At 68.2% G+C, this 19937-nt stretch carries 17 protein-coding genes; 9 read left to right on the top strand and 8 right to left on the bottom strand.

The window, feature by feature from the left end:
- Positions 1-828: 828 nt before the first annotated feature.
- Positions 829-2661 carry a chromosomal replication initiator protein DnaA gene (dnaA, locus tag ACH4TV_RS15800; protein WP_398398278.1) on the bottom strand — a complete coding sequence of 611 codons (1833 nt, stop codon included), beginning with the start codon at positions 2659-2661 and terminating at the stop codon, positions 829-831.
- Positions 2662-3047: 386 nt separating this feature from the next.
- Here dnaA and rpmH point away from each other — a divergent pair, with 386 nt between their 5' ends.
- The 9 genes from rpmH (at position 3048) to ACH4TV_RS15755 (ending at position 10053) form a co-directional block, all read left to right on the top strand.
- Positions 3048-3185 carry a 50S ribosomal protein L34 gene (gene rpmH / locus ACH4TV_RS15795; RefSeq protein WP_003967884.1) on the top strand — a complete coding sequence of 46 codons (138 nt, stop codon included), beginning with the start codon at positions 3048-3050 and terminating at the stop codon, positions 3183-3185.
- A 21-nt stretch (positions 3186-3206) separates the two neighbouring features.
- Entirely contained in the window at positions 3207-3578 is a 372-nt protein-coding gene (gene rnpA / locus ACH4TV_RS15790) for a ribonuclease P protein component (RefSeq protein ID WP_398398276.1), read from the top strand.
- Positions 3575-3928, top strand: a complete 354-nt coding sequence (gene yidD / locus ACH4TV_RS15785; protein WP_398398275.1) for a membrane protein insertion efficiency factor YidD — start codon at positions 3575-3577, stop codon at positions 3926-3928. Before rnpA ends, yidD begins: the two co-directional genes overlap by 4 nt.
- Before the next feature lie 3 nt (positions 3929-3931).
- Positions 3932-5215 (top strand): membrane protein insertase YidC, encoded by a 1284-nt coding sequence (yidC, locus tag ACH4TV_RS15780; RefSeq protein ID WP_398398273.1) that lies wholly within the window; start codon positions 3932-3934, stop codon positions 5213-5215.
- A gap of 15 nt (positions 5216-5230) precedes the next feature.
- The gene (locus ACH4TV_RS15775; protein WP_398398271.1) at positions 5231-5746 is read left to right on the top strand and encodes a protein jag; all 516 of its coding nucleotides are present in this window, start codon (positions 5231-5233) and stop codon (positions 5744-5746) included.
- 115 nt (positions 5747-5861) lie between these two features.
- Complete coding sequence (rsmG, locus tag ACH4TV_RS15770) at positions 5862-6578, top strand: 16S rRNA (guanine(527)-N(7))-methyltransferase RsmG (RefSeq protein ID WP_398398269.1); 717 nt, start codon at positions 5862-5864, stop codon at positions 6576-6578.
- A 361-nt stretch (positions 6579-6939) separates the two neighbouring features.
- Positions 6940-8013 carry a ParA family protein gene (locus ACH4TV_RS15765; RefSeq protein ID WP_398398821.1) on the top strand — a complete coding sequence of 358 codons (1074 nt, stop codon included), beginning with the start codon at positions 6940-6942 and terminating at the stop codon, positions 8011-8013.
- Positions 8010-9107, top strand: coding sequence for a ParB/RepB/Spo0J family partition protein (locus tag ACH4TV_RS15760; RefSeq protein WP_398398267.1), 1098 nt, complete (start codon positions 8010-8012; stop codon positions 9105-9107). The genes ACH4TV_RS15765 and ACH4TV_RS15760 overlap by 4 nt, the downstream gene beginning before the upstream one ends.
- Positions 9108-9435: 328 nt before the next feature.
- A complete protein-coding gene (locus tag ACH4TV_RS15755) occupies positions 9436-10053 on the top strand; it encodes a GNAT family N-acetyltransferase (protein WP_398398265.1) in 618 nt (205 codons plus the stop codon).
- 77 nt (positions 10054-10130) lie between these two features.
- On the opposite strand, the gene trxA is transcribed toward ACH4TV_RS15755, so the two are convergent.
- The 7 genes from trxA to ACH4TV_RS15720 all read right to left on the bottom strand — a co-directional run bounded on the left by trxA (position 10131) and on the right by ACH4TV_RS15720 (position 19802).
- The gene (trxA, locus tag ACH4TV_RS15750; RefSeq protein ID WP_398398263.1) at positions 10131-10460 is read right to left on the bottom strand and encodes a thioredoxin; all 330 of its coding nucleotides are present in this window, start codon (positions 10458-10460) and stop codon (positions 10131-10133) included.
- A gap of 42 nt (positions 10461-10502) precedes the next feature.
- A complete protein-coding gene (gene trxB / locus ACH4TV_RS15745) occupies positions 10503-11474 on the bottom strand; it encodes a thioredoxin-disulfide reductase (RefSeq protein ID WP_398398261.1) in 972 nt (323 codons plus the stop codon).
- A 178-nt stretch (positions 11475-11652) separates the two neighbouring features.
- The gene (locus tag ACH4TV_RS15740) at positions 11653-12531 is read right to left on the bottom strand and encodes a hypothetical protein (RefSeq protein WP_398398259.1); all 879 of its coding nucleotides are present in this window, start codon (positions 12529-12531) and stop codon (positions 11653-11655) included.
- Positions 12528-13238: an RNA polymerase sigma factor SigM gene (gene sigM, locus ACH4TV_RS15735; protein ID WP_398398257.1), complete on the bottom strand. Its 711-nt coding sequence runs from the start codon at positions 13236-13238 to the stop codon at positions 12528-12530. The genes ACH4TV_RS15740 and sigM overlap by 4 nt, the downstream gene beginning before the upstream one ends.
- Before the next feature lie 25 nt (positions 13239-13263).
- Positions 13264-14982 carry a protein kinase family protein gene (locus ACH4TV_RS15730; RefSeq protein WP_398398255.1) on the bottom strand — a complete coding sequence of 573 codons (1719 nt, stop codon included), beginning with the start codon at positions 14980-14982 and terminating at the stop codon, positions 13264-13266.
- Between the two features lie 118 nt (positions 14983-15100).
- Positions 15101-17383, bottom strand: a complete 2283-nt coding sequence (gene murJ, locus ACH4TV_RS15725; RefSeq protein WP_398398253.1) for a murein biosynthesis integral membrane protein MurJ — start codon at positions 17381-17383, stop codon at positions 15101-15103.
- A gap of 46 nt (positions 17384-17429) precedes the next feature.
- Positions 17430-19802: a DUF6049 family protein gene (locus ACH4TV_RS15720; RefSeq protein WP_398398251.1), complete on the bottom strand. Its 2373-nt coding sequence runs from the start codon at positions 19800-19802 to the stop codon at positions 17430-17432.
- Positions 19803-19937: the final 135 nt, after the last annotated feature.

Genomic DNA, 19937 nt, shown 5'->3' with positions numbered 1-19937 from the left:
GTCTGTCTCGGTGTCGTCGGTCCCTGTGCTGGGAAGGACACCGGGGAACAGTCTGACGCACAGCACTGACAGTAGGTGCCTGTCGGGTCAAGTCGTGACGAGGGGCAGTCGGGCTCCCGACAGCAAGTTGTGCACAGGACCCGCTTCGAAACGGATATCCAGCTCTCTCTAGTTGCTAGTAGTAGTAGGGGCTGTGGATACCGTGGATAACCCCGTTTTCGCAGCTCAGGCCGCAGATTTTGTCCACCGGCCCTGTGGGTGGAGGCAGTGGATAACCAGGCCTCTCTGTGGAGAACAGAAAGTTCTGCACACTCCATGCACAGGAGAGGGCGACTTCTCCCCAGGGCCGTCCCCAGCTTTGCCCATCTTTCCCACAGCCCAACCCGACACCTTGGTGTGACGCCTTTCACTCGACCCGGTGAGGAGGCGCGTCGGGTTGCCGAACAGTGGACAGAGGTGTGGAGAAGCCGCTGATCGCTGGGGACAACCGGCCGCAGCCTGTGGGCCGCCGGTGGACAACTCCGTGCACAGCCTGTGGATCATTTCTTTGTCCACAGCCTGTGGAGATCTTTTGTCCACCGATCCACAGCCACCTGAGCTGGTCTGATGGTCTATCACCAGCCTGGCCTGTGGACACAGTCTGGACAACTTCCCGGTCCCCAGGGTGTGGACGGGAGAAAGTCACCGAATCTGTGGAGGGTGGCCGTAACCCGGCCCGCATTCGAACAGTGGGTTGCGGCGAGGCAACGGCCGAAGCGCGTCCGGAACGCCGAAGGCGCCCTCGGGAACTCGTCCCGGGGCGCCCTCGGTGCCGTGACTGCGCGGCTGTCAGCCGTTCTTGATGCGGTTGGTCAGCTCGGTGACCTGGTTGTAGATGGAGCGGCGTTCGGCCATCAGCGCGCGGATCTTGCGGTCGGCGTGCATGACGGTCGTGTGGTCGCGGCCGCCGAACTGTGCGCCGATCTTCGGCAGCGACAGGTCCGTGAGCTCGCGGCAGAGGTACATGGCGATCTGGCGGGCGGTCACCAGTGCCCGGCCTCGCGAGGTGCCGCACAGGTCCTCGACCGTGAGGCCGAAGTAGTCGGCGGTCGCCGCCATGATGGCCGGCGCGGTGATCTCAGGGGCCGAGTCCTCGCCGCCCGGGATGAGGTCCTTGAGGACGATCTCCGTGAGGCCGAGGTCCACCGGCTGCCGGTTGAGCGACGCGAACGCCGTCACCCGGATCAGCGCCCCCTCCAGCTCGCGGATGTTGCGCGAGATGCGGGAGGCGATGAACTCCAGGACCTCCGGCGGAGCGTTGAGCTGCTCCTGGACCGCCTTCTTACGGAGGATGGCGATACGCGTCTCCAGCTCGGGCGGCTGGACGTCGGTGGTCAGGCCCCACTCGAAACGGTTCCTCAGCCGGTCCTCCAGCGTCACCAGCTGCCTGGGCGGCCGGTCGGAGGAGAGCACGATCTGCTTGTTCGCGTTGTGGAGCGTGTTGAAGGTGTGGAAGAACTCCTCCTGCGTCGACTCCTTGTCCGCGAGGAACTGGATGTCGTCGACGAGAAGGATGTCCATCTCGCGGTAGCGCTTGCGGAAGCTGTCGCCCTTGCCGTCGCGGATGGAGTTGATGAACTCGTTGGTGAACTCCTCGGAGCTCACGTACCGCACACGCGTGCCGGGGTAGAGGCTGCGCGCGTAGTGCCCGATGGCGTGCAGCAGGTGCGTCTTGCCGAGTCCCGACTCCCCGTAGATGAAGAGCGGGTTGTATGCCTTCGCGGGCGCCTCGGCGACGGCGACGGCGGCCGCGTGGGCGAAACGGTTCGACGCGCCGATGACGAACGTGTCGAACAGGTATTTGGGGTTGAGGCGTGCGGTGGGCTCGCCGGGACCGGGCGTCGGCGCCTGCTTCGAGGACGACTGACCGGGTCCGCCGCGGTGCGAGTGGCCGCCGCCCGACGGCGGCTCCGACAGGTCGCGGCGGCCGTCGCGCTGCTCGTACTCCGAGCGCTGCTGTCCGTAGTCGCCGCGCTGCTGCTCGTACTCGGAGCGCTGCTGTTCGTACGGTGAGCGGTCGCGCGGTGGCTGCTGGCGGTAGTCCGAGGACGGTGACGCGTACGGGTCGCGGTCCGGGAAGCCGAGCCGGGGCTGCTGCCAGCCGTAGTCGTCCTGGGGCGGCCGGGGCCAGGCGCCGGGCTCGGGGCGCTGGTACTCCGAGGGGTAGGCGGGGCGGGCGTTGGGCAGCTGGTCCGGGTGGGAGGGCTGCTGGCCGTCACGTGTCTGAGGGCGCTCGTCGGCGCGGTGGCGGCCGTATCCCTGGTACGGGTCGCGGGCCGGGGGGAGCTCGGGGTCCTCGTAGCGCGACTGCGGCGGGGCGGGGGGCGCGGGCGGGGAGGACTCGCCGACGGAGTCGTCCACGGTGATCGCGATGCGGATCGGCCGGCCGCACTCACGGCTGAGCGTCTCGCTGACGATCGGTGCGAGGCGGCCTTCGAGGACGCCTTTCGCAAACTCGTTCGGTACGGCGAGCAGTGCGGTGTCCGCGACGAGGGCCAGCGGCTGGCAGCGTCTGATCCACCGCTCGTCCTTCACCTCTACGCCCTGTCCGCGGCCCTCGCCGAGGAGTTGTTCCAGCACTCGTGGCCACACTGCGGCAAGATCGGCAGGTACGTCAGCCACAGGGCACGCTCTCTCACGGGTCCCACGAACGTGTGGTTCTGGGACGTATCGGGATGTAAATCGGGTGGGACGGGCGATAGGGAGTCCGGCCACGGTAGTCAGGGCGACGGGTGCGGTTCAAGTTGTTGTCCCCAGCCTGTGGATAGTGTCTCGCCCTGACCGCTGGTTTGACCGGATGGCGTAGCCCCGCGTACCGTGACCAGGTCGAGTTGTCGATGGCTGCTGCCGCCTGCCTCCGATGGGCATAGATCACGTACGAGGTCTCCTACCAGGGACCTTTCAGTGATCGGGAGCGGTGCACTCGGGCGTAAGCGAGCTACTCGTGGGCGCACGGTGACAGCCAAGACGGCACCCCGGTACCTACCGATTCTTTCTGGAGCCCCCGAGTGAGCAAGCGCACCTTCCAGCCGAACAACCGTCGCCGCGCGAAGACCCACGGTTTCCGCCTGCGGATGCGTACCCGTGCCGGTCGCGCGATTCTCGCGAACCGCCGTGGCAAGGGTCGCAGCAGCCTGTCCGCCTGATCCCGATCAGGTCATGACGTCGTGCTGCCTACCGAGCATCGGCTGAGGCGGCGCGAGGACTTCGCGACCGCGGTACGACGGGGTCGCCGGGCCGGCCGCCCGCTTCTCGTCGTCCATTTTCGTAGCGGTACCACGGACCCGCACGCGCCTGGGGAGAGCGCTCCCCCGACGCGTGCGGGTTTCGTCGTCAGCAAGGCAGTGGGCGGCGCGGTCGTACGCAACAAGGTGAGGCGCAGGCTTCGCCACCTGATGCGGGACCGAGTCGCCGAGCTGCCCCCCGGTAGCCTGGTAGTCGTACGAGCGTTGCCCGGTGCGGGTGACGCCGACCATGCACAGCTGGCCCGAGACCTGGACGCCGCTCTGCAGCGGCTGCTGGGAGGGGGCGCGCGATGAAGTACCCGCTGCTGGCTCTGATCAAGTTGTACCAGTGGACGATCAGTCCACTGCTGGGGCCCGTGTGCAAGTACTACCCGTCGTGCTCCCACTACGGCTATTCGGCCATCGACCGGCACGGCGCGGTCAAGGGAACGGCACTCACGGCCTGGCGCATCCTGCGGTGCAACCCGTGGTCGCTGGGCGGTGTGGACCATGTCCCGCCGCGCAAGCGTCCGCGGTGGCACGAAATGCTGCGCAACACCTGGCGTGCACGCAAGGGCGGGACCTCCGCCGCCGGCGCGGCCATCGAGGGGCAGAATCCTTCGAGCCCGGCCGCCGAGACCCCGTCCCATGTCCAAGGAGCATGATTAGTGGACACGATTGCCAGCATTTTCAGCTTCATCACGACACCCGTTTCCTGGGTCATCGTCCAGTTCCACAGTGTGTACGGCGCGATCTTCGGCGACGACACCGGTTGGGCCTGGGGCTTGTCCATCGTGTCCCTGGTGATCCTGATCCGCATCTGTCTGATCCCGCTCTTCGTGAAGCAGATCAAGGCGACCCGGGCCATGCAGACACTGCAGCCCGAGATGAAGAAGATCCAGGAGCGCTACAAGAACGACAAGCAGCGCCAGTCCGAAGAGATGATGAAGCTGTACAAGGAGACGGGCACCAACCCGCTCTCCTCGTGCCTCCCCATCCTGGCGCAGTCCCCGTTCTTCTTCGCCCTCTACCACGTGCTCAACAGCATCGCGAACAACGACACCATCGGTGTGATCAACAAGGGTCTGCTGGAGAGCGCGCAGAAGGCGCATGTCTTCGGCGCCCCGCTGGCCGCGAAGTTCACCGACAGCTCCGCAGACGTCACGGCGCTCGACGCCACGCTGACCAACGTGCGCATCGTCACCGCGATCATGATCGTCCTGATGTCGGCGTCGCAGTTCTACACGCAGCGCCAGCTGATGACGAAGAACGTCGACACCACGGTGAAGACGCCGTTCATGCAGCAGCAGAAGATGCTGATGTACGTCTTCCCGATCATGTTCGCCGTGTTCGGCATCAACTTCCCGGTCGGTGTCCTCGTCTACTGGCTGACCACCAACGTGTGGACCATGGGCCAGCAGATGTACGTCATCCGCAACAACCCGACCCCGGGCAGCACGGCTCAGGCCGCCTACCTGGAGCGCCTGCACAAGCACGTCACGCACCACGGCAAGACCCGCAGCCGCGGTGAGCGCGCCATCGTGAAGGCCATCGTCGCCAAGGGCCGTGACCGCAACGAGTTCGAGCGCAAGTTCATCAACGGTCTGAACAAGGCGGGTCTGGCGGCCCAGCCCGACGGCACGGTGACGAAGGGCGTGAACCCGGAAGTCGCCGAGACCGAGGACGGTACGCCAGGCACCGGCGCCGCCAAGCGCCAGCAGCCCAAGCGTCAGAGCAAGTCCCAGCGTCAGGGCGGTGCGAAGCCCGCAGGCGGTTCCGAGCCGGAGACCCCCACGACGTCGCTGACCAAGTCCGACGAGCCCGAGGACGCCAAGCCGGCGGGAGGAGCCGCCAAGCAGGCCGCCTCCAAGCCCGGTTCCGGTGCCCGCAGCAAGGCACAGTCCGGACAGCGCAAGGGTCCGCAGCGCCCCAAGTCCCCGTCCAAGAAGTAAGAAGGAGTCCATCCCGTGACGGAAGGCACCACCACCTCCGCCGCAGCCGAGGGTGTCGACACCCTGTCCCGCCTGGAGCAGGAGGGCGAGATCGCGGCGGACTACCTCGAGGGTCTGCTGGACATCGCCGACCTCGACGGCGACATCGACATGGACGTCGAGGCCGACCGCGCCGCTGTCTCGATCATCAGCGACGCGGGCGGTCGCGACCTGCAGAAGCTGGTCGGCCGGGACGGCGAGGTGCTGGAGGCTCTCCAGGAGCTCACCCGTCTGGCCGTGCACCGGGAGACCGGTGACCGCAGCCGGCTGATGCTCGACATCGCGGGCTACCGCGCCAGGAAGCGTGAGGAGCTCTCGGAGCTGGGCGCCAAGGCCGCGGCCGAGGTCAAGAGCTCCGGCGAGCCCGTCAAGATGAACCCGATGACCCCGTTCGAGCGCAAGGTCGTGCACGACGCGGTGAAGGCCGCCGGCCTGCGCAGCGAGTCCGAGGGCGAGGAGCCCCAGCGCTTCGTCGTCGTCCTTCCTGCCTGATCGGTACGTACGTCCCTCCGGCCCCGTCTGTTGCGCAGACGGGGCCGACCTTTGTCAGCCTGTAGTTCCTGATCAGCGCCCAGTGCGCTTATGCGGTACGGAAGGACGGTCCCCCGTGACGGAGGCAGCGGAGCTCCCCCCGGCGCCCGAGCAGGCGCGCGAGGTGTTCGGCGATCGCTTCGCGGACGCGGTCCGATACGCGCAGCTGCTCGCGGAGGCGGGTGTGCAGCGCGGTCTGATCGGACCGCGTGAGGTGCCCCGCCTGTGGGAGCGGCACCTGCTGAACTGTGCGGTGCTCTCCGAGGTCGTGCCCGAGAACGTGACCGTGTGCGATGTCGGCTCGGGCGCCGGCCTCCCCGGCATTCCGTTGGCGCTGGTCCGGGAGGATCTGAAGATCACGCTGCTTGAACCCCTGCTGCGGCGGACCACCTTCCTCACCGAAGTCGTGGAGCTGCTGGGCCTGGACCATGTCACGGTCGTCCGAGGCCGGGCCGAGGAAGTCATGGGGACGCTGCATCCGGTTCATGTGGTGACGGCGCGTGCCGTGGCCCCGCTGGACCGGCTGGCCACCTGGGGCATTCCTCTGCTGCGTCCGTACGGGGAGATGCTCGCGCTCAAGGGGGAGGCCGCCGAGGAGGAGCTGAAGGCCTCGGCCACCGCGCTGAGCAAACTCGGGGCGGTCCAGACGTCCATCCTCCATGTGGGCGAAGGCGTGGTGGATCCGTTGTCCACTGTCGTCCGGGTCGAGGTCGGGGAGAGTCCCGGTGGAGTGCGGTTCGCGGCGAAGCGGGCCAAGGCCGCGCGCACGGGGCGGACGCGGCGCCGACGCTGAGCTTGGAGAGTTGGCGGCTGTCTCAGGACGGCTGAATGCTGGGGAACTCCCGGCTCCCGCAGGACGGAGCCGGGAGTTTTTCGTCACGTTCGTTGATCCGTCCTGACGACGAGCCGTACTCCACACAAGCAGTCAAACCTATACATCTCGGAGTGTCGCGCCTCCGTTGTCCTCGCGGCTGGGCATCTTGTTTCACGTGAAACGTCGCTCACTGCTGCACGGCATCATCAGCCGCGGCCGGGCCGCGGCCGCCCCCCGCGACCGAAAGCCTCCTCGTTCACTCGGAGAGGTAACGGAGTTGTCCACAGAGGTGGATTTCTCCACAGAACAGCAGGCCTCACTGGTTCACGACCCCGAAGGCATGGCAGGCTCTGTTCATTGCGAGCCTGAAGTCGAGGAGAGTGAATCCTTGCGGTCCAACGCCAACATCGCGGGACCGATGACCGATCCGGTCCCCGGTCCCCGTACCGAGTCGATCGGGGCGGATGTTTCACGTGAAACACCGCCCCCGATGGACGACACTCCCATCGGTCGTGCTGCCCAATTGGCGGTGGAGGCTCTGGGGCGGGCCGGCGAAGGCCTGCCACGGCCGGAGCAGACCCGCGTCATGGTGGTCGCCAACCAGAAGGGCGGAGTGGGGAAGACGACGACAACCGTCAACCTTGCCGCCTCGCTGGCCCTGCACGGGGCCCGCGTTCTGGTCGTGGACCTCGACCCTCAGGGCAACGCTTCCACGGCACTGGGGATCGACCATCACGCCGATGTTCCTTCCATCTATGACGTGTTGATCGACAGCAGGCCACTCTCGGAAGTCGTTCAGCCGGTCCCCGATGTCGAGGGCCTCTTCTGCGCACCCGCCACGATCGATCTCGCCGGTGCGGAGATCGAGCTGGTGTCCCTGGTAGCACGAGAGAGCCGGCTTGAGCGAGCGATCCAGGCGTACGAGCAGCCCCTGGACTACATCCTCATCGACTGCCCGCCCTCGCTCGGTCTGCTGACGGTCAACGCACTGGTCGCCGGTGCCGAGGTCCTCATCCCGATCCAGTGCGAGTACTACGCGCTGGAAGGTCTGGGTCAGCTGCTGCGGAACGTCGATCTGGTACGGGCCCATCTGAACCCCGACCTTCATGTCACGACGATCCTGCTCACCATGTACGACGGCCGGACGCGCCTCGCGTCCCAGGTCGCGGACGAGGTGCGCAACCACTTCGGCGACGAGGTGTTGCGGACGAGCATTCCGCGCTCGGTCCGTATTTCCGAGGCGCCGAGCTACGGACAGACGGTGCTCACCTACGATCCAGGATCGAGCGGTGCCCTGTCCTACCTTGAGGCGGCCCGGGAAATCGCGCTGAAGGGTGTCGGCGTCAGCTATGACGCGCAGCACGTCCACATCGGCGCACAGAGCGAACAGAGCATCGTGGAGGGGATCCAGTGAGCGAGCGACGGAGGGGGTTGGGCCGTGGTCTCGGCGCACTGATCCCAGCTGCACCGACCGGAGACAGGCCGACGCCACCGGCGATGGGGGGTGCCTCCACCTCACCGGCGGCGGTACCCGTACTCACCGCCGAACGCGGAGTGGCTGCGGCGAGGGTGGCCACGCTGCCGCCTGTTTCACGTGAAACAGAGGATGCGCTCTCGAACGAGTTCGGGGAGGTCCCGGCGCCTCCTATCGGTGCCCACTTCGCCGAGCTCCCCATCGACTTCATCACGCCGAACCCGCGACAGCCGCGTGATGTGTTCGACGAGGACGCGCTGGCGGAGCTGGTCACCTCCATCAAGGAGGTCGGTCTCCTCCAGCCGGTCGTCGTGCGACAGGTGGGTCCCACCAGCTACGAGCTCATCATGGGCGAGCGGCGCTGGCGGGCCTGCCGGGAAGCGGGCCTTGAGGCGATCCCGGCGATCGTGCGGGCCACGGAGGACGAGAAGCTCCTCCTGGACGCGCTGCTGGAGAACCTTCACAGGGCTCAACTGAACCCGCTGGAAGAGGCAGCCGCCTACGACCAGTTGCTCAAGGACTTCCACTGCACGCACGATCAGCTGGCGGACCGGATCGGCCGTTCCCGCCCGCAGGTCTCCAACACCCTGCGCCTGCTGAAGCTCTCGCCGGCGGTCCAGCGCCGAGTCGCCGCCGGAGTTCTCTCCGCCGGACATGCCCGGGCGCTTCTCTCCGTCGACGACTCGGAGGAGCAGGACCGGCTGGCCCATCGGATCGTGGCCGAGGGGCTCTCGGTGCGGGCCGTCGAGGAGATCGTGACCCTCATGGGCTCGCGGCCCAAGGCGGCCGCACGGGCCAAGGGGCCACGGGCCGGTGCCCTGGTGTCTCCGGCGCTGACTGATCTCGCCGGCCGTCTCTCGGACCGCTTCGAGACGCGGGTGAAGGTCGACCTGGGACAGAAGAAGGGCAAGATCACCGTCGAGTTCGCCTCGATGGAGGACCTGGAGCGCATCCTCAGCAGCCTGGCCCCGGGTGAGGGGCCGGTTCTCCAGAAGAGCCTCCTGGACGACGACTCCGAGGAATCGGAGGACTGAGCCCTCGGCCGGCCGGGCGGTTTCCGCTCGACCGGCGGCCAGAGCGGGTCGTGTCCGGTGGGTACCGGAACCCGGCCCGCTCTTTGCTTTCAGGCGGTATCGATGCAATGACTTGGTGGATACGATGCGTTCGGGTATGGCACATCCACCTGGCAGCACCTCTGAGTGGGGAGGCGGGGGCCATGCGAACGGTGAGCCGCACCGGACTGGTGAGCGCAGGCCTGGGACTGGGCGCCGTCGGCGGTTTCGTCGGCAGTCTGCTCAGGGAACGGAGTGCTCTGACAGCCGCCCGCGACGCTGCGGGTGAAGGAAGCGAGGAACAGCCTCCATGGGGCGTCGGCTCGTACCGCTCACGTTGGACAACCTTCAGGACCTTCCCCAGCGCTGCCGCGCGTGTGTCTTCTGGGAACTGGACCCCGTCAGCGGGGAAGCCGCGGTAAAGGCGGGCACACCCGCCCTGGAGAAGGAAGCGTGGATCTCGGCCGTCCTGCTCGACTGGGGTTCCTGCGGCCGTGTCGTCTACGTCGACGACAATCCGGTGGGGTTCGTGCTCTACGCGCCTCCCGCCTACGTTCCCCGGTCCACGGCGTTTCCTACGAGCCCGGTCTCACCGGACGCGGTGCAGCTGATGACCGCCTTCATCATGCCGGGCTACCAGGGGCAGGGGCTGGGGCGTGTGATGGTCCAGACGGTTGCCAAGGATCTTCTGCGCCGGGGCTTCAGGGCGATCGAGGCCTTCGGAGACGCCCGTTGGAAGGAGGCGGTCTGCGTTCTGCCCGCCGACCATCTGCTGGCTGTGGGCTTCAAGACGGTGCGCTTCCATCCCACGCATCCTCGGTTGAGGCTGGAGCTGCGGACGACGCTCTCCTGGAAGGAAGACGTGGAGATGGCGCTGGACCGGCTGCTGGGAGCCGTACAGAAGGAACCGGTGCTTCGGCCGCTCTAGAGACTGAAACACGAGTGGGCCGACCCTTTCGGGTCGGCCCACTCGTGTTTCACGTGAAACATCGACTGCTGCATCGACTATGAGATGAAGTCCTCAAGGTCACGCACGATCGCGGCCTTCGGCTTTGCGCCGACGATGGTCTTGGCGACCTCGCCACCCTGGTACACGTTCAGAGTCGGGATGGACATCACACCGTACTTGGCGGCGATACCCGGGTTTTCGTCGATGTTGAGCTTGACGACCTCGATCTTGTCGCCGTACTCGGCGGCGATCGCCTCGAGCGACGGCGCGATCTGGCGGCACGGTCCGCACCAGGCGGCCCAGAAGTCCACCAGGACGGGCTTGTCGTTCTTGAGGACGTCCTCGTCGAAGGAGTCTTCGGTCACGTTCTTCAGGGTGCCGGCCACAGAGGGCTCCTTAACTCGATGCTGCGGTGGGGCGGATGGGGGTCAGACAGCGGTCTTCTCGGGCTCGGCCTGCTGCTCGCTGTCCGCCAGGTCGGCGAGGAATCGCTCGGCGTCCAGCGCGGAGGAGCAGCCGGTGCCGGCCGCGGTGATCGCCTGGCGGTAGGTGTGGTCGACCACGTCACCGGCGCCGAAGACACCGCTCAGGTTCGTCCGGGTCGAGGGCGCGTCGACCTTCAGGTAGCCCTCTTCGTCGAGGTCCAGCTGCCCCTTGAAGAGCTCGGTGCGCGGGTCGTGGCCGATCGCGATGAACAGGCCCGTCACGGCCAGGTCCGACAGCTCGCCGGTCTTGAGGTTGCGCAGCTTCAGGCCGGAGAGCTTCGGGTCGCCCTGGATCTCGGCGATCTCGCTGTCCCAGACGAAGCGGATCTTCGGGTCAGCGAAGGCGCGCTCCTGCATCGCCTTGGACGCGCGCAGGGTGTCCCGGCGGTGGACGATCGTCACCGACTTGGCGAAGCGGGAGAGGAAGGTCGCCTCCTCCATCGCGGTGTCGCCGCCGCCGATCACGGCGATGTCCTGGTCCTTGAAGAAGAAGCCGTCGCATGTCGCACACCAGGAGACGCCGCGGCCGGACAGGGCGTCCTCGTTCGGCAGGCCGAGCTTGCGGTGCTGCGAGCCGGTGGCGACGATGATGGCCTTCGCCCGGTGCACGGTGCCGGCGGTGTCGGTGACGGTCTTGATGTCACCCGCCAGGTCGACGGCGACGATGTCGTCCGGAACGAGCTCGGCGCCGAAACGCTCGGACTGGGCACGCATGTTGTCCATGAGCTCGGGGCCCATGATGCCGTCCTGGAAGCCGGGGAAGTTCTCCACCTCGGTGGTGGTCATGAGCGCACCGCCGGCGGTGACGGCGCCCTCGAAGACCAACGGCTTCAGCGACGCGCGTGCGGTATAGAGCGCTGCCGTGTAGCCGGCAGGCCCGGAGCCGATGATGATCACGTTACGGACGTCGCTCACGGCGTGTTTCCTCGTTTCTGGACGGCTTCGTACGACCGGTGGGAGCCTCTCTCAGAACTCTCACCCCACCCAACGGATCCTACGGGGCGCGCATTCCCGCTGTGTCCGGGCACACAGGGGCGCCACTCGGTACGGGATACCGGGGAGGGGGCGGAGGGAGGAGCTGAAGCGTCCGCACTCAGGGATGCGCGTAGGACTGCTTCAGCAGAACCTTCGGCTGCACCGAAGGGCGAGTCACACAAGCCGAGTCGACGACGTAGGCGGTGACGCGGGTCTTGTCGCCCGCGGCGGGCAGCACCACGAGATACGCGTCCGTGCCGTCGTAGGTGCCTTCGTCGACACCGAGGATGGTGGGGTTACCGCGACCGATGCCCTCCATGATGCAGTCAGGGGCCGTGAGTACCCGCTTGATGCGGGGATCGCCAGTGGCCTGCATCTCGCTCTTCTTGCCGCCCTGACTCTTGAGGAGCTTAGTGACCTGGTTCTCGACCTTCTGCCCGGAGAACGTGCTTGCAGCCTCGGGCTGATTGTTGTCATCGCCCAGTGATGACAACAGCAGAGAGCCGAGGCCCAGGGCGGCAGCCGTGAAAACCGTACTCAGAACGATGGTCCGGCGCCGCCCGCGTCGCGCGTTGCCCTTGCGCCCCGGCCCGGTCGTCGCGTGAGCGTGACCGGTGGGACGATCCGTGGACCGGTCGGCGGGAGGCGATGTTTCACGTGAAACATGCGCGGCCTCGGTCTCGCCGGACACTGCACCGGCCACGCCCACCGACACAGGAGTGGTCACGGCATCAGGGGCTGCGGCATGCAGTGGAGCCTCAGCGGCGAGCGCGGCGTCGATCCGGGCGGCGATGTCGTCGGGCATGCGCGCCGGACCCGGCACCGAGCCGAGCAGGCCTTGGATCTCCTCCAGCGAGGCGTACACCTCGGCGCAGAGAACACACGCGTCCAGATGCCGTCGTACGTCGGTGGTCCGGGACGGTGTGAGCAGGCCCTCGGTGAGGTCGGAGATCTCCGTGACGTCCGGGTGCCCGGCCGTGTCGGTCGTGGATGTCACGCTCGCCCACCTCCGCCCTTCACAGCAGCTGAATCGCTTGGCCCTGCATCCGTTGGTCCCGCTGCGGGTGGGACGGATGTCCCCTCCGCCCGGTTCCGTCCGTCACCCGATTCCTTGCCGTGACCGGATTTTTCCGGCCGCAGATGGGTGAGCAGCGGCAGCAGTCTGGCTCTGCCCCGGGCGCAGCGGCTCTTCACCGTCCCGGTGGGTACGTCGAGGACACGGGCGGCCTCCGCGACCGGGTAGCCCTGCATGTCCACCAGGACGAGGGCGGCGCGCTGGTCGGGAGGGAGGGTGCCGAGCGCCTCGATGAGCTGGCGGTGCAGATCGTTGCGCTCGGCCGGCGCCGAGGCCGACTCGTGCGGTTCGAGCAGCTGCTCCAGCCGTTCGGTGTCGTCGACCGGTGACGTCTTGCGGGAGGCGGCCTTGCGGGCGCGGTCGAGGCAGGCGTTCACGGTGATGCGGTGCAGCCAGGTCGTGACGGCCGAATGGCCCCGGAAGGTGTGGGCAGCCCGGTAGGCGGAGACGAGGGCGTCCTGGACGGCGTCAGCGGCCTCCTCGCGGTCCCCCAGCGTCCGCAGGGCCACCGCCCAGAGCCGGTCGCGGTGACGCCGCACGAGCTCACCGAAGGCGTCGGGGTCACCGTCGACATGGCGGGCGAGGAGATCCTGATCGCTCACTCCGTCGAACGCGGCGCCTTCCGCCATGGAACCCCTTCCCCTCAGTGATGCGTCAGCCGCTGAACTTCAGGTCTGTTATGGCCTGCTTGTAGCCCGAGTCGCTGAAGGAATCACCAGCCGCGTACGGAAGGGCGGTGAACCAGACCAGCACGTACTGGCTCTTCACTGGCTTGGCGACAGCCACCTTCGCGGTGGTGCCGGTCGTCGTCACCGTACCGAGCTTCGTCATCGAGGTCAGAGGGACGGACGAACTCGGTGAATCCGTCGCGTACAGAGTGACCGTCGTGTGATCCCCGTCGAAGAGGAGCCCTATCGAAGCGGCCGAGACCTCTTGGGCCGAGCCGAAGTCGTAGACGATGCCCACTCCGGGCTTGTACGCCGGGTTCATGTCCGGACCGTCTTTGTAGCTCGCGGTCCGCCAGTACGTCGAGCTGCTGTTGTCGTATGTCTTGCCGACGTCGGCCGGGTGCTGGGCGCTGCCCTTGGCGACATACTCCTCGGCACCCTGGATCTTCAGCGTCGTGACCGGCTTGGCTGTCGCGCCGCCCTTTTCGTTCTCGTCCGGTGTCTGCGTCTGGTTGGTGTCGTCGGAGCCGCCCTGGTCGAGGAGCGCGTCCGCCAACTGCCAGCTTCCCAGGCCCAGTGCGGCGATCAGGAGCGCTGACACGGCCCACTTCAACGCCTTGCCGGTACGGCTCTGCAGCGGAGGCGGTGGGGTCGGCAGGGGCTGCGTGAGGCCCGGGCGGGGCGCCTGGCGGCCGTACGAGCCCTGCTGGTAGGTCGTGCGCTGGTAGTCGGGCGGGGCCGTGAACACCGGCTCCGGCGGGCGGATGCGGGGCATCTCACCGATCGCCTTGACGAGTTCCTCGGGTGTCGTGCACGCGGACTCGTGCCGCGAGGCGGTGGCGCCGTCGTTGGCGAGCGCGCGCATGGCGAGCTCCGACAGACCGCGGTGGACTCCGGCCCGGACCTGGTCGGGCGCGATGAGACCGACGCCCTTGGGTAGCCCGGACAGGCCGTACGCGTCGTTCTCGTACGGCCAGCGCTGAGTGAGCGCCGCGTACAGCAGGGCGCCGATCGCCTCCGTGTCGGTGCGCTGCGGGGTGTCGGAAGTGATGCCGCGCAGCGCGGCGTTGACCGCGAGGCCGCGCACGCGCCACTGGCCGGACGAACTCCGCAGGATGGTCCCCGGGGTCAGGCGCAGATGCGCGAGGCCCTCACGGTGGGCGGCCGCCATGGCGGAGGCGATCTGGCTGACCATCTGGTAGGCGTCGTGCGCCTCCAGCGGGCCTGCGGCCAGAAGCGCCGTCAGCTCCGTGGCGTCGGGCAGCCACTCGTGGACCACGTACACGAGATCGTTCTCCTCGACGGCGTCGAGGACCTGCACGAAGCGTGGGTCGCCGAGCAACGCCGAGGAGCGGGCCGCGGCCAGCACGGAACGCGCTCTTGAATGGTCCGCGGGCAGGATGTGCACTCCGACGGCGCGACGCAGTTTCTCGTCGACCGCGCGCCAGCTGCTGAATCCGTCCAGACGGGTGACGCACTCCTCCAGGCGGTAGCGCCTGGCGAGTTTGTGGCCGCTGTGCAGTTCGGGCGGTGAGGCCTTTTCGGGACTCTCGGTCCCGCCGCTCCCCTGTGCCTCGTCGTTCTCCGTGTCCCGCTCCCGGTTCTGGGCCACGCCGTCGGCCGTGGACTCGTCCGCCTGCGCGGTCAGCGGCTCGTCGCCGCTGTTGTCTGCCACGTCGACGGCAGCCGTGCTCCGTTCCGCCACCGTCGCTCCTGCCTCCCCATTCGTTGCGAGCTCTCCGACGCCAAACCCAATTGTGCCCACAGTCCGCCCCTCTGCACGACACGCGGTGGCGGACGATGGTTGTGCGCCTGCCCCCGACTCACCGCCCCAGTCGCCCGCGCACCATACCCACCAGCGAGTTGAGTTCCTCGATGCGCATACGGCGGGCGGCGACGTAGAAGACGACGAGGAGGACGGCACCGCCGCCGAGCAGGGCGGCGAACGAGCCGCCGACGCCCTGGCCCAGTGTGCGGCCGATGCCGTAGCAGGCAGCGCCGCTGAGCAGCGCGGCCGGTACCGAGGCGATGCTCAGCCGGGCGTACGTCCGCAGCACGCGGGTGCCGTCGAGGTCGCCGTCCAGCCGCTTACGCAGCCGGTTCCAGGCGACGCCGACTCCGATCGCGTACGCGAGGCCGTACGAGGCAGCCATGCCGACCACGGCCCAGCGGGCCGGGAGCAGGAAAAAGCAGAGGGCGGAGGCCGTCGCGTTGACGGCGGCCACGATCACCGTGTTGTAGAAGGGGGTGCGGGTGTCCTCGTACGCGTAGAAGGCGCGCAGGACGACGTACTGCACGGAGTACGGGATCAGGCCGAGGGCGAAGGCCATCAGCATGAAGCCCATGTTGGTGGCTTCGGTGATGCCCGAGGAACCGAAGATCAGGGTGCACATCGGGATGCCGAGGGCGACGAAGCCGAAGGCGATGGGCACGATCGCGACGGCGGTGGTGCGCAGGCCCTGGGAAATGTCGTCGCGGACCGCGCCGCCGTCGCCCTCGTGGGCCGAGCGCGCCAGTCGCGGTAGCAGGGCCGCCATCAGGGAGACCGTGATGATGGCCTGCGGCAGGCCCCAGACGAGCTGGGCGTTGGCGTAGGCCGCGAAGCCGGTGCCCTTGACCGTGGGGTTCTCGCCGGCGGCGGCGGTGGCCAGCTGGGTGACGACGAGCGCGCCCGCCTGGTTGGCGAGGACGAACAGGATCGTCCACTTGGCGAGCATCGCCGCCTTGCCGAGGCCGTGGCCCTTCCAGTCGAAGCGCAGCCGCATCCTGAAGCCGGTCTCGCGCAGATACGGGATCATCGCGAGGGCTTGGACAACGAGGCCGAGCAGCACGCCGATGCCGAGGAGCCGCTGGCCCTCCGGCGGGATGGTGGTGACCTCCATGCCGGAGTCCGCCGCGCTGCCGTATACCCAGATGAACATGCCGAGGGTGATGATGATGACGACGTTGTTCAGGACCGGCGTCCACATCATCGCGCCGAACTTCCCGCGCGCGTTGAGGATCTGTCCCATCACGACATGGATGCCCATGAAGAAGATGGTGGGCAGGAAGTAGCGGGTGAAGGTGACGGCTGTCTCGTTGGCCGCCGGATTGTAGGCGATCTCCACAGAGAGGGCGCGGACCAGCAGGGGCGCGGCGAACACCGCGAGTGCGGTGAGTGCGGCGAGGGCCACCATGACGAGAGTCAGCAGACGGTTTGCGAACGCCTCGCCGCCGTCGTCGTCATCCTTCATGGCGCGGACGAGCTGTGGCACGAAGACGGAGTTGAGGCCGCCGCCCACGGTCAGGATGTAGATCATCGTGGGCAGTTGGTAGGCGACCTGGAACGAGTCGCCCAGCATGCCGAGGCCGAGGGCCGACACGATCAGCGCCGACCGGATGAAGCCGGTGAGGCGGGAGACCATCGTGCCCGCCGCCATGACGGCGCTCGACTTCAGCAGGCCCGCGGCACGACCGCCCTTCTTGGGAGCCGCCGGTGCCGCAGCGGGGGCGGGTGCCGCCGTCGGGGTGAGCTGCATCGTGGCGTCGGACGCCGGGACCTGGGCCCACGGCTCGGGGCCGTTGCCCGGGGCGGGCGAGGGGGACGGGCCGGGGACCGCGGGGGGCCCCACCGGCGGCTGTCCGCTGCCCTGTTGCTGGTCCCGGAACAGATGCGCGAAGGCGTCCGGCTCGTGCCGTTGTTCGCCGGCCTGGCTGACCAGGGCGTCGACGCCCACGTACTGGGTGGTGCGGGGGTCGTCGCCGTACGGCAGGTACTGGGTGGCCGCGTCCGGTTCGGGGGCCGGGGTCTGGGCCCACACCTGAGGGTCGGGAGCGTACGGCGACTGGGCGGGCTGTCCGTAGAGCGGGGGCTGCGGCTGGTAGGTGCCGGCCGGCGGCGGGGGATGCGCGGCGCGGTCGTAGAGCGCCTCGGCCACCGGGTCCTGGGCGGAGAGGTCCTGGGCCCGGTAGGGGTCCTGGGTGTAGGCGTCCTGGGTGTAGGCGTCCTGGAGGTACATGTCCGCAGGGGGCTGCGCCGGCACCTGGCCGTGCTCGGGCGGCGGGCCCTCGGGGTAGCCCGAGCTGCCCGCGTCCTGGCCGCGGTCACCGTCGTACGGCGCGTTCATGGATACCCCACCTCATCGTTTGCCGGCCCACCGGCCACGACATCGCTCAACGGTCCACTCTCTCACCCGTCCCGGACGGGTCGGCGCTTTCCGGTGCGGTGTTCGGCGTCGGGTCACTCGGCTGCTCCGGGGCGTCTGCCCGCAACGCTGTGTCCGACTCCCCCTGGGGACGGCTCTCGGAGTCGGCGTGGCTCTCGTCGGCTCCGTCGCCCTCCGTGGCCCCGTCCTCGTGCCCGTCACCGGACTCCTCGGCGCGCCGGGCGGCGGCGCGCTTGCGCTGGGTGTACATGCGCAGGCCGGCGAGCACGAGCAGCAGGAAGCCGCCGCCGATGACCAGCATCACCGTGGGCGTGATCTCGGTGGCCCGCACGTCGAAGGAGATGGGGGGGCCGTACGGCTGGCCACCCTTCGTGTACAGCTGGGCGATCACAGCCACCGGGCCGTTGGCGTTGGACGACGTGGTGAACTTCACCGACTGGCTGTGCCCGCCGGAGACTGCGACGTCCTGCTCCTGATAGTCCTTGCCGCCGACCTTGAGCCGGGTCGGGTTGGTCGATGTGACCCGCAGTACGAGGTTGTCGACGGGCTGCACGAGGTTGTTCTGGACCGTCACCGGGATCGTGGCGCTGCGGCCGGAGAGCTTCGTCTCGGACTTCTTGATCAGGTTGACCTGTTGGGTCAGTTCTTCGAGGTAGGAGTCCACACTGCTGCGGAAACTGTCCGCCGCGCCGGACCGGCCGCGCCAGGACGTGGCCATCTCACGATTGATGGCCCGCCCGAAGGGGGTCTCCACACGGGTCTTGTCAGTGAGGATGATCTTGAAGTTGCCGAGCTTGTCCTGCGTGGTCGCGATCTTCGTGAAGGCCGACTGCGGCAGCTGCTGCCGGCGCAGCGTGGCGGAGTACGACGACGCCGAGGGCACCTTGGTGGAGGCGCCCGGGTCCGGCTTGGTGCCGGCGGTCGCGGTGAGTTCCTGGGACTGGGACCAGTTCCCGTTCTGGAGGGCGGTGACTGCCTCCGCCATCGTCTGGGCCTGGCTCGCGGACGGCATGCGCTGCGGGGCGACGACCGTGGTGCGCTGCTTGTCAGTCTGGAGCGTGGCCGTGAGGCTCTGGGCGAGGAACTTCTGTACCGCGAGCGTGGAGCCGTCGGCGTTCGTCATGTCGCCCTGGAAGGCCGTGGACATCCGCATGTCCGCGACCACCGCCGTGGTGCCGCCGCCGATGGGGCGGGCCGCCGAGGGCGTGTATGGCAGATCGCCGGTCTCTTTCAGGCTGTCGCTGCGCGCGATCACCTTGTCGGCGCCCGCCGAGGTGGCGATCTTGACGATCGACGGGTCGACGGCTCCGTTCACCGGCCAGGCGAAGTCGGTGCTGGGGGTGACGTGGAGGATCGTCTCCACGGTGCTGGCGGCGACATCCGTGGCGCTCTTGAGGTGGCTCAGGGTGCCGGTGACGTTCTTGCCGTTGTGCGCGATGGAGGCGAGGTCGGGGTCGGCGAAGGGGAGGGCGACGACCTCCTTGCCCTCGACCGCGTCCTGGAGTTCGGCGAGCCACTGCTTGGCGACCGTCTGACCGGCGCCGGGCGTACTGGTGCCGCCGGCACCCTGCACACCGTAGCTGCCGATCATCGCGTCGACGGAGGCCAGCAGGTCGGGATCGATCACCCAGGTGACGTCGAGGTCCTTGCCCAGGGACAGCATCTGCTGCAGGCGTCCGCCCGGGGAGATCTCCGTGGCGAGGTCGTCGTTGAGGAAGACGGGGGTCTGCTGTTCGCCGGGGCCCGTCTCCGCCGTCATGTGGACCGTGGAGATCAGCGGCCACAGATACGTCGTCCGCGTCCTCGTGTCCGCCTCCTCCGGCTGCCACGGCAGGAACGTCCGCTGGATTCCGAGCACCTGCTCGTACGGTTCCGCTGAGGTCTCGCCGGACAGTGAGACGCCGATCTGGTAGACGCCGTCCTGGCCGAGGCCCAGCTTGTCGACCGGCACGGAGATGGTGAACGGCTGGGCGACACCCGGCGTGAGCTTCGAGAACTCCTCGACGTACTTGCCGCCGATCTCCGTCCCGTCGGCGCCCGGTACGTAGTCGGTGCGCGCGGCGATGTCGTCGATCCCCGAGCGGGTGGTCAGCAGCTGTCCCACGCGCAGATCCACGTGGGCGTCCGTGACCGCCCGCTTGCCCTTGTTGGTCACCGTGCCGGACAGGGTCAGCGTGTCCCCGTCCGTGGGGGCGCTGGGGGTGAGCGAGTCGACGGAGACGACCACCGGGTCCGACCCGGCGGCATACGCCGGCTGTCCGGCGGGGAGCTGCATCAGACCGGCCAGCAGGGGCGCCCCCGTGAGCAGCACTCCGGCCCGCCGGAACCACCGGCGCGCGGGAGAGAGAGTCAGCCCCGGGAAGTCTGCCGCCTCGGCCACGCGTTCGCCCGTCCCTCGTCGTCAGTGGTCGTCGGAAGTGCGTCCACGCATGGTAACGATGCGCGCTGAGGGGAAGTGCCGCGCACTGGTCCACAAGATCGTGAAACACCGGCGGACTGTCCTCTATGTGCGTGT

Origin of the sequence: Streptomyces sp. NPDC020898, from assembly GCF_044333925.1 — a bacterium.
Taxonomy (GTDB): Bacteria; Actinomycetota; Actinomycetes; order Streptomycetales; family Streptomycetaceae; genus Streptomyces.
The sequence above is the reverse complement of the archived record's forward strand: the minus strand, read 5'-3'. Positions and strand labels throughout refer to the sequence as shown.

What these genes read in the sequence shown, in the direction of transcription:
- ACH4TV_RS15755 (WP_398398265.1), top strand. Translation starts at nt 9,436, where the DNA reads ATGGGGCGTCGGCTCGTACCGCTCACGTTGGACAACCTTCAGGACCTT.
- ACH4TV_RS15765 (WP_398398821.1), top strand. Translation starts at nt 6,940, where the DNA reads ATGGCAGGCTCTGTTCATTGCGAGCCTGAAGTCGAGGAGAGTGAATCC.
- yidD (WP_398398275.1), top strand. Translation starts at nt 3,575, where the DNA reads ATGAAGTACCCGCTGCTGGCTCTGATCAAGTTGTACCAGTGGACGATC.
- sigM (WP_398398257.1), bottom strand. Translation starts at nt 13,238, where the DNA reads ATGGCGGAAGGCGCCGCGTTCGACGGAGTGAGCGATCAGGATCTCCTC.
- murJ (WP_398398253.1), bottom strand. Translation starts at nt 17,383, where the DNA reads ATGAACGCGCCGTACGACGGTGACCGCGGCCAGGACGCGGGCAGCTCG.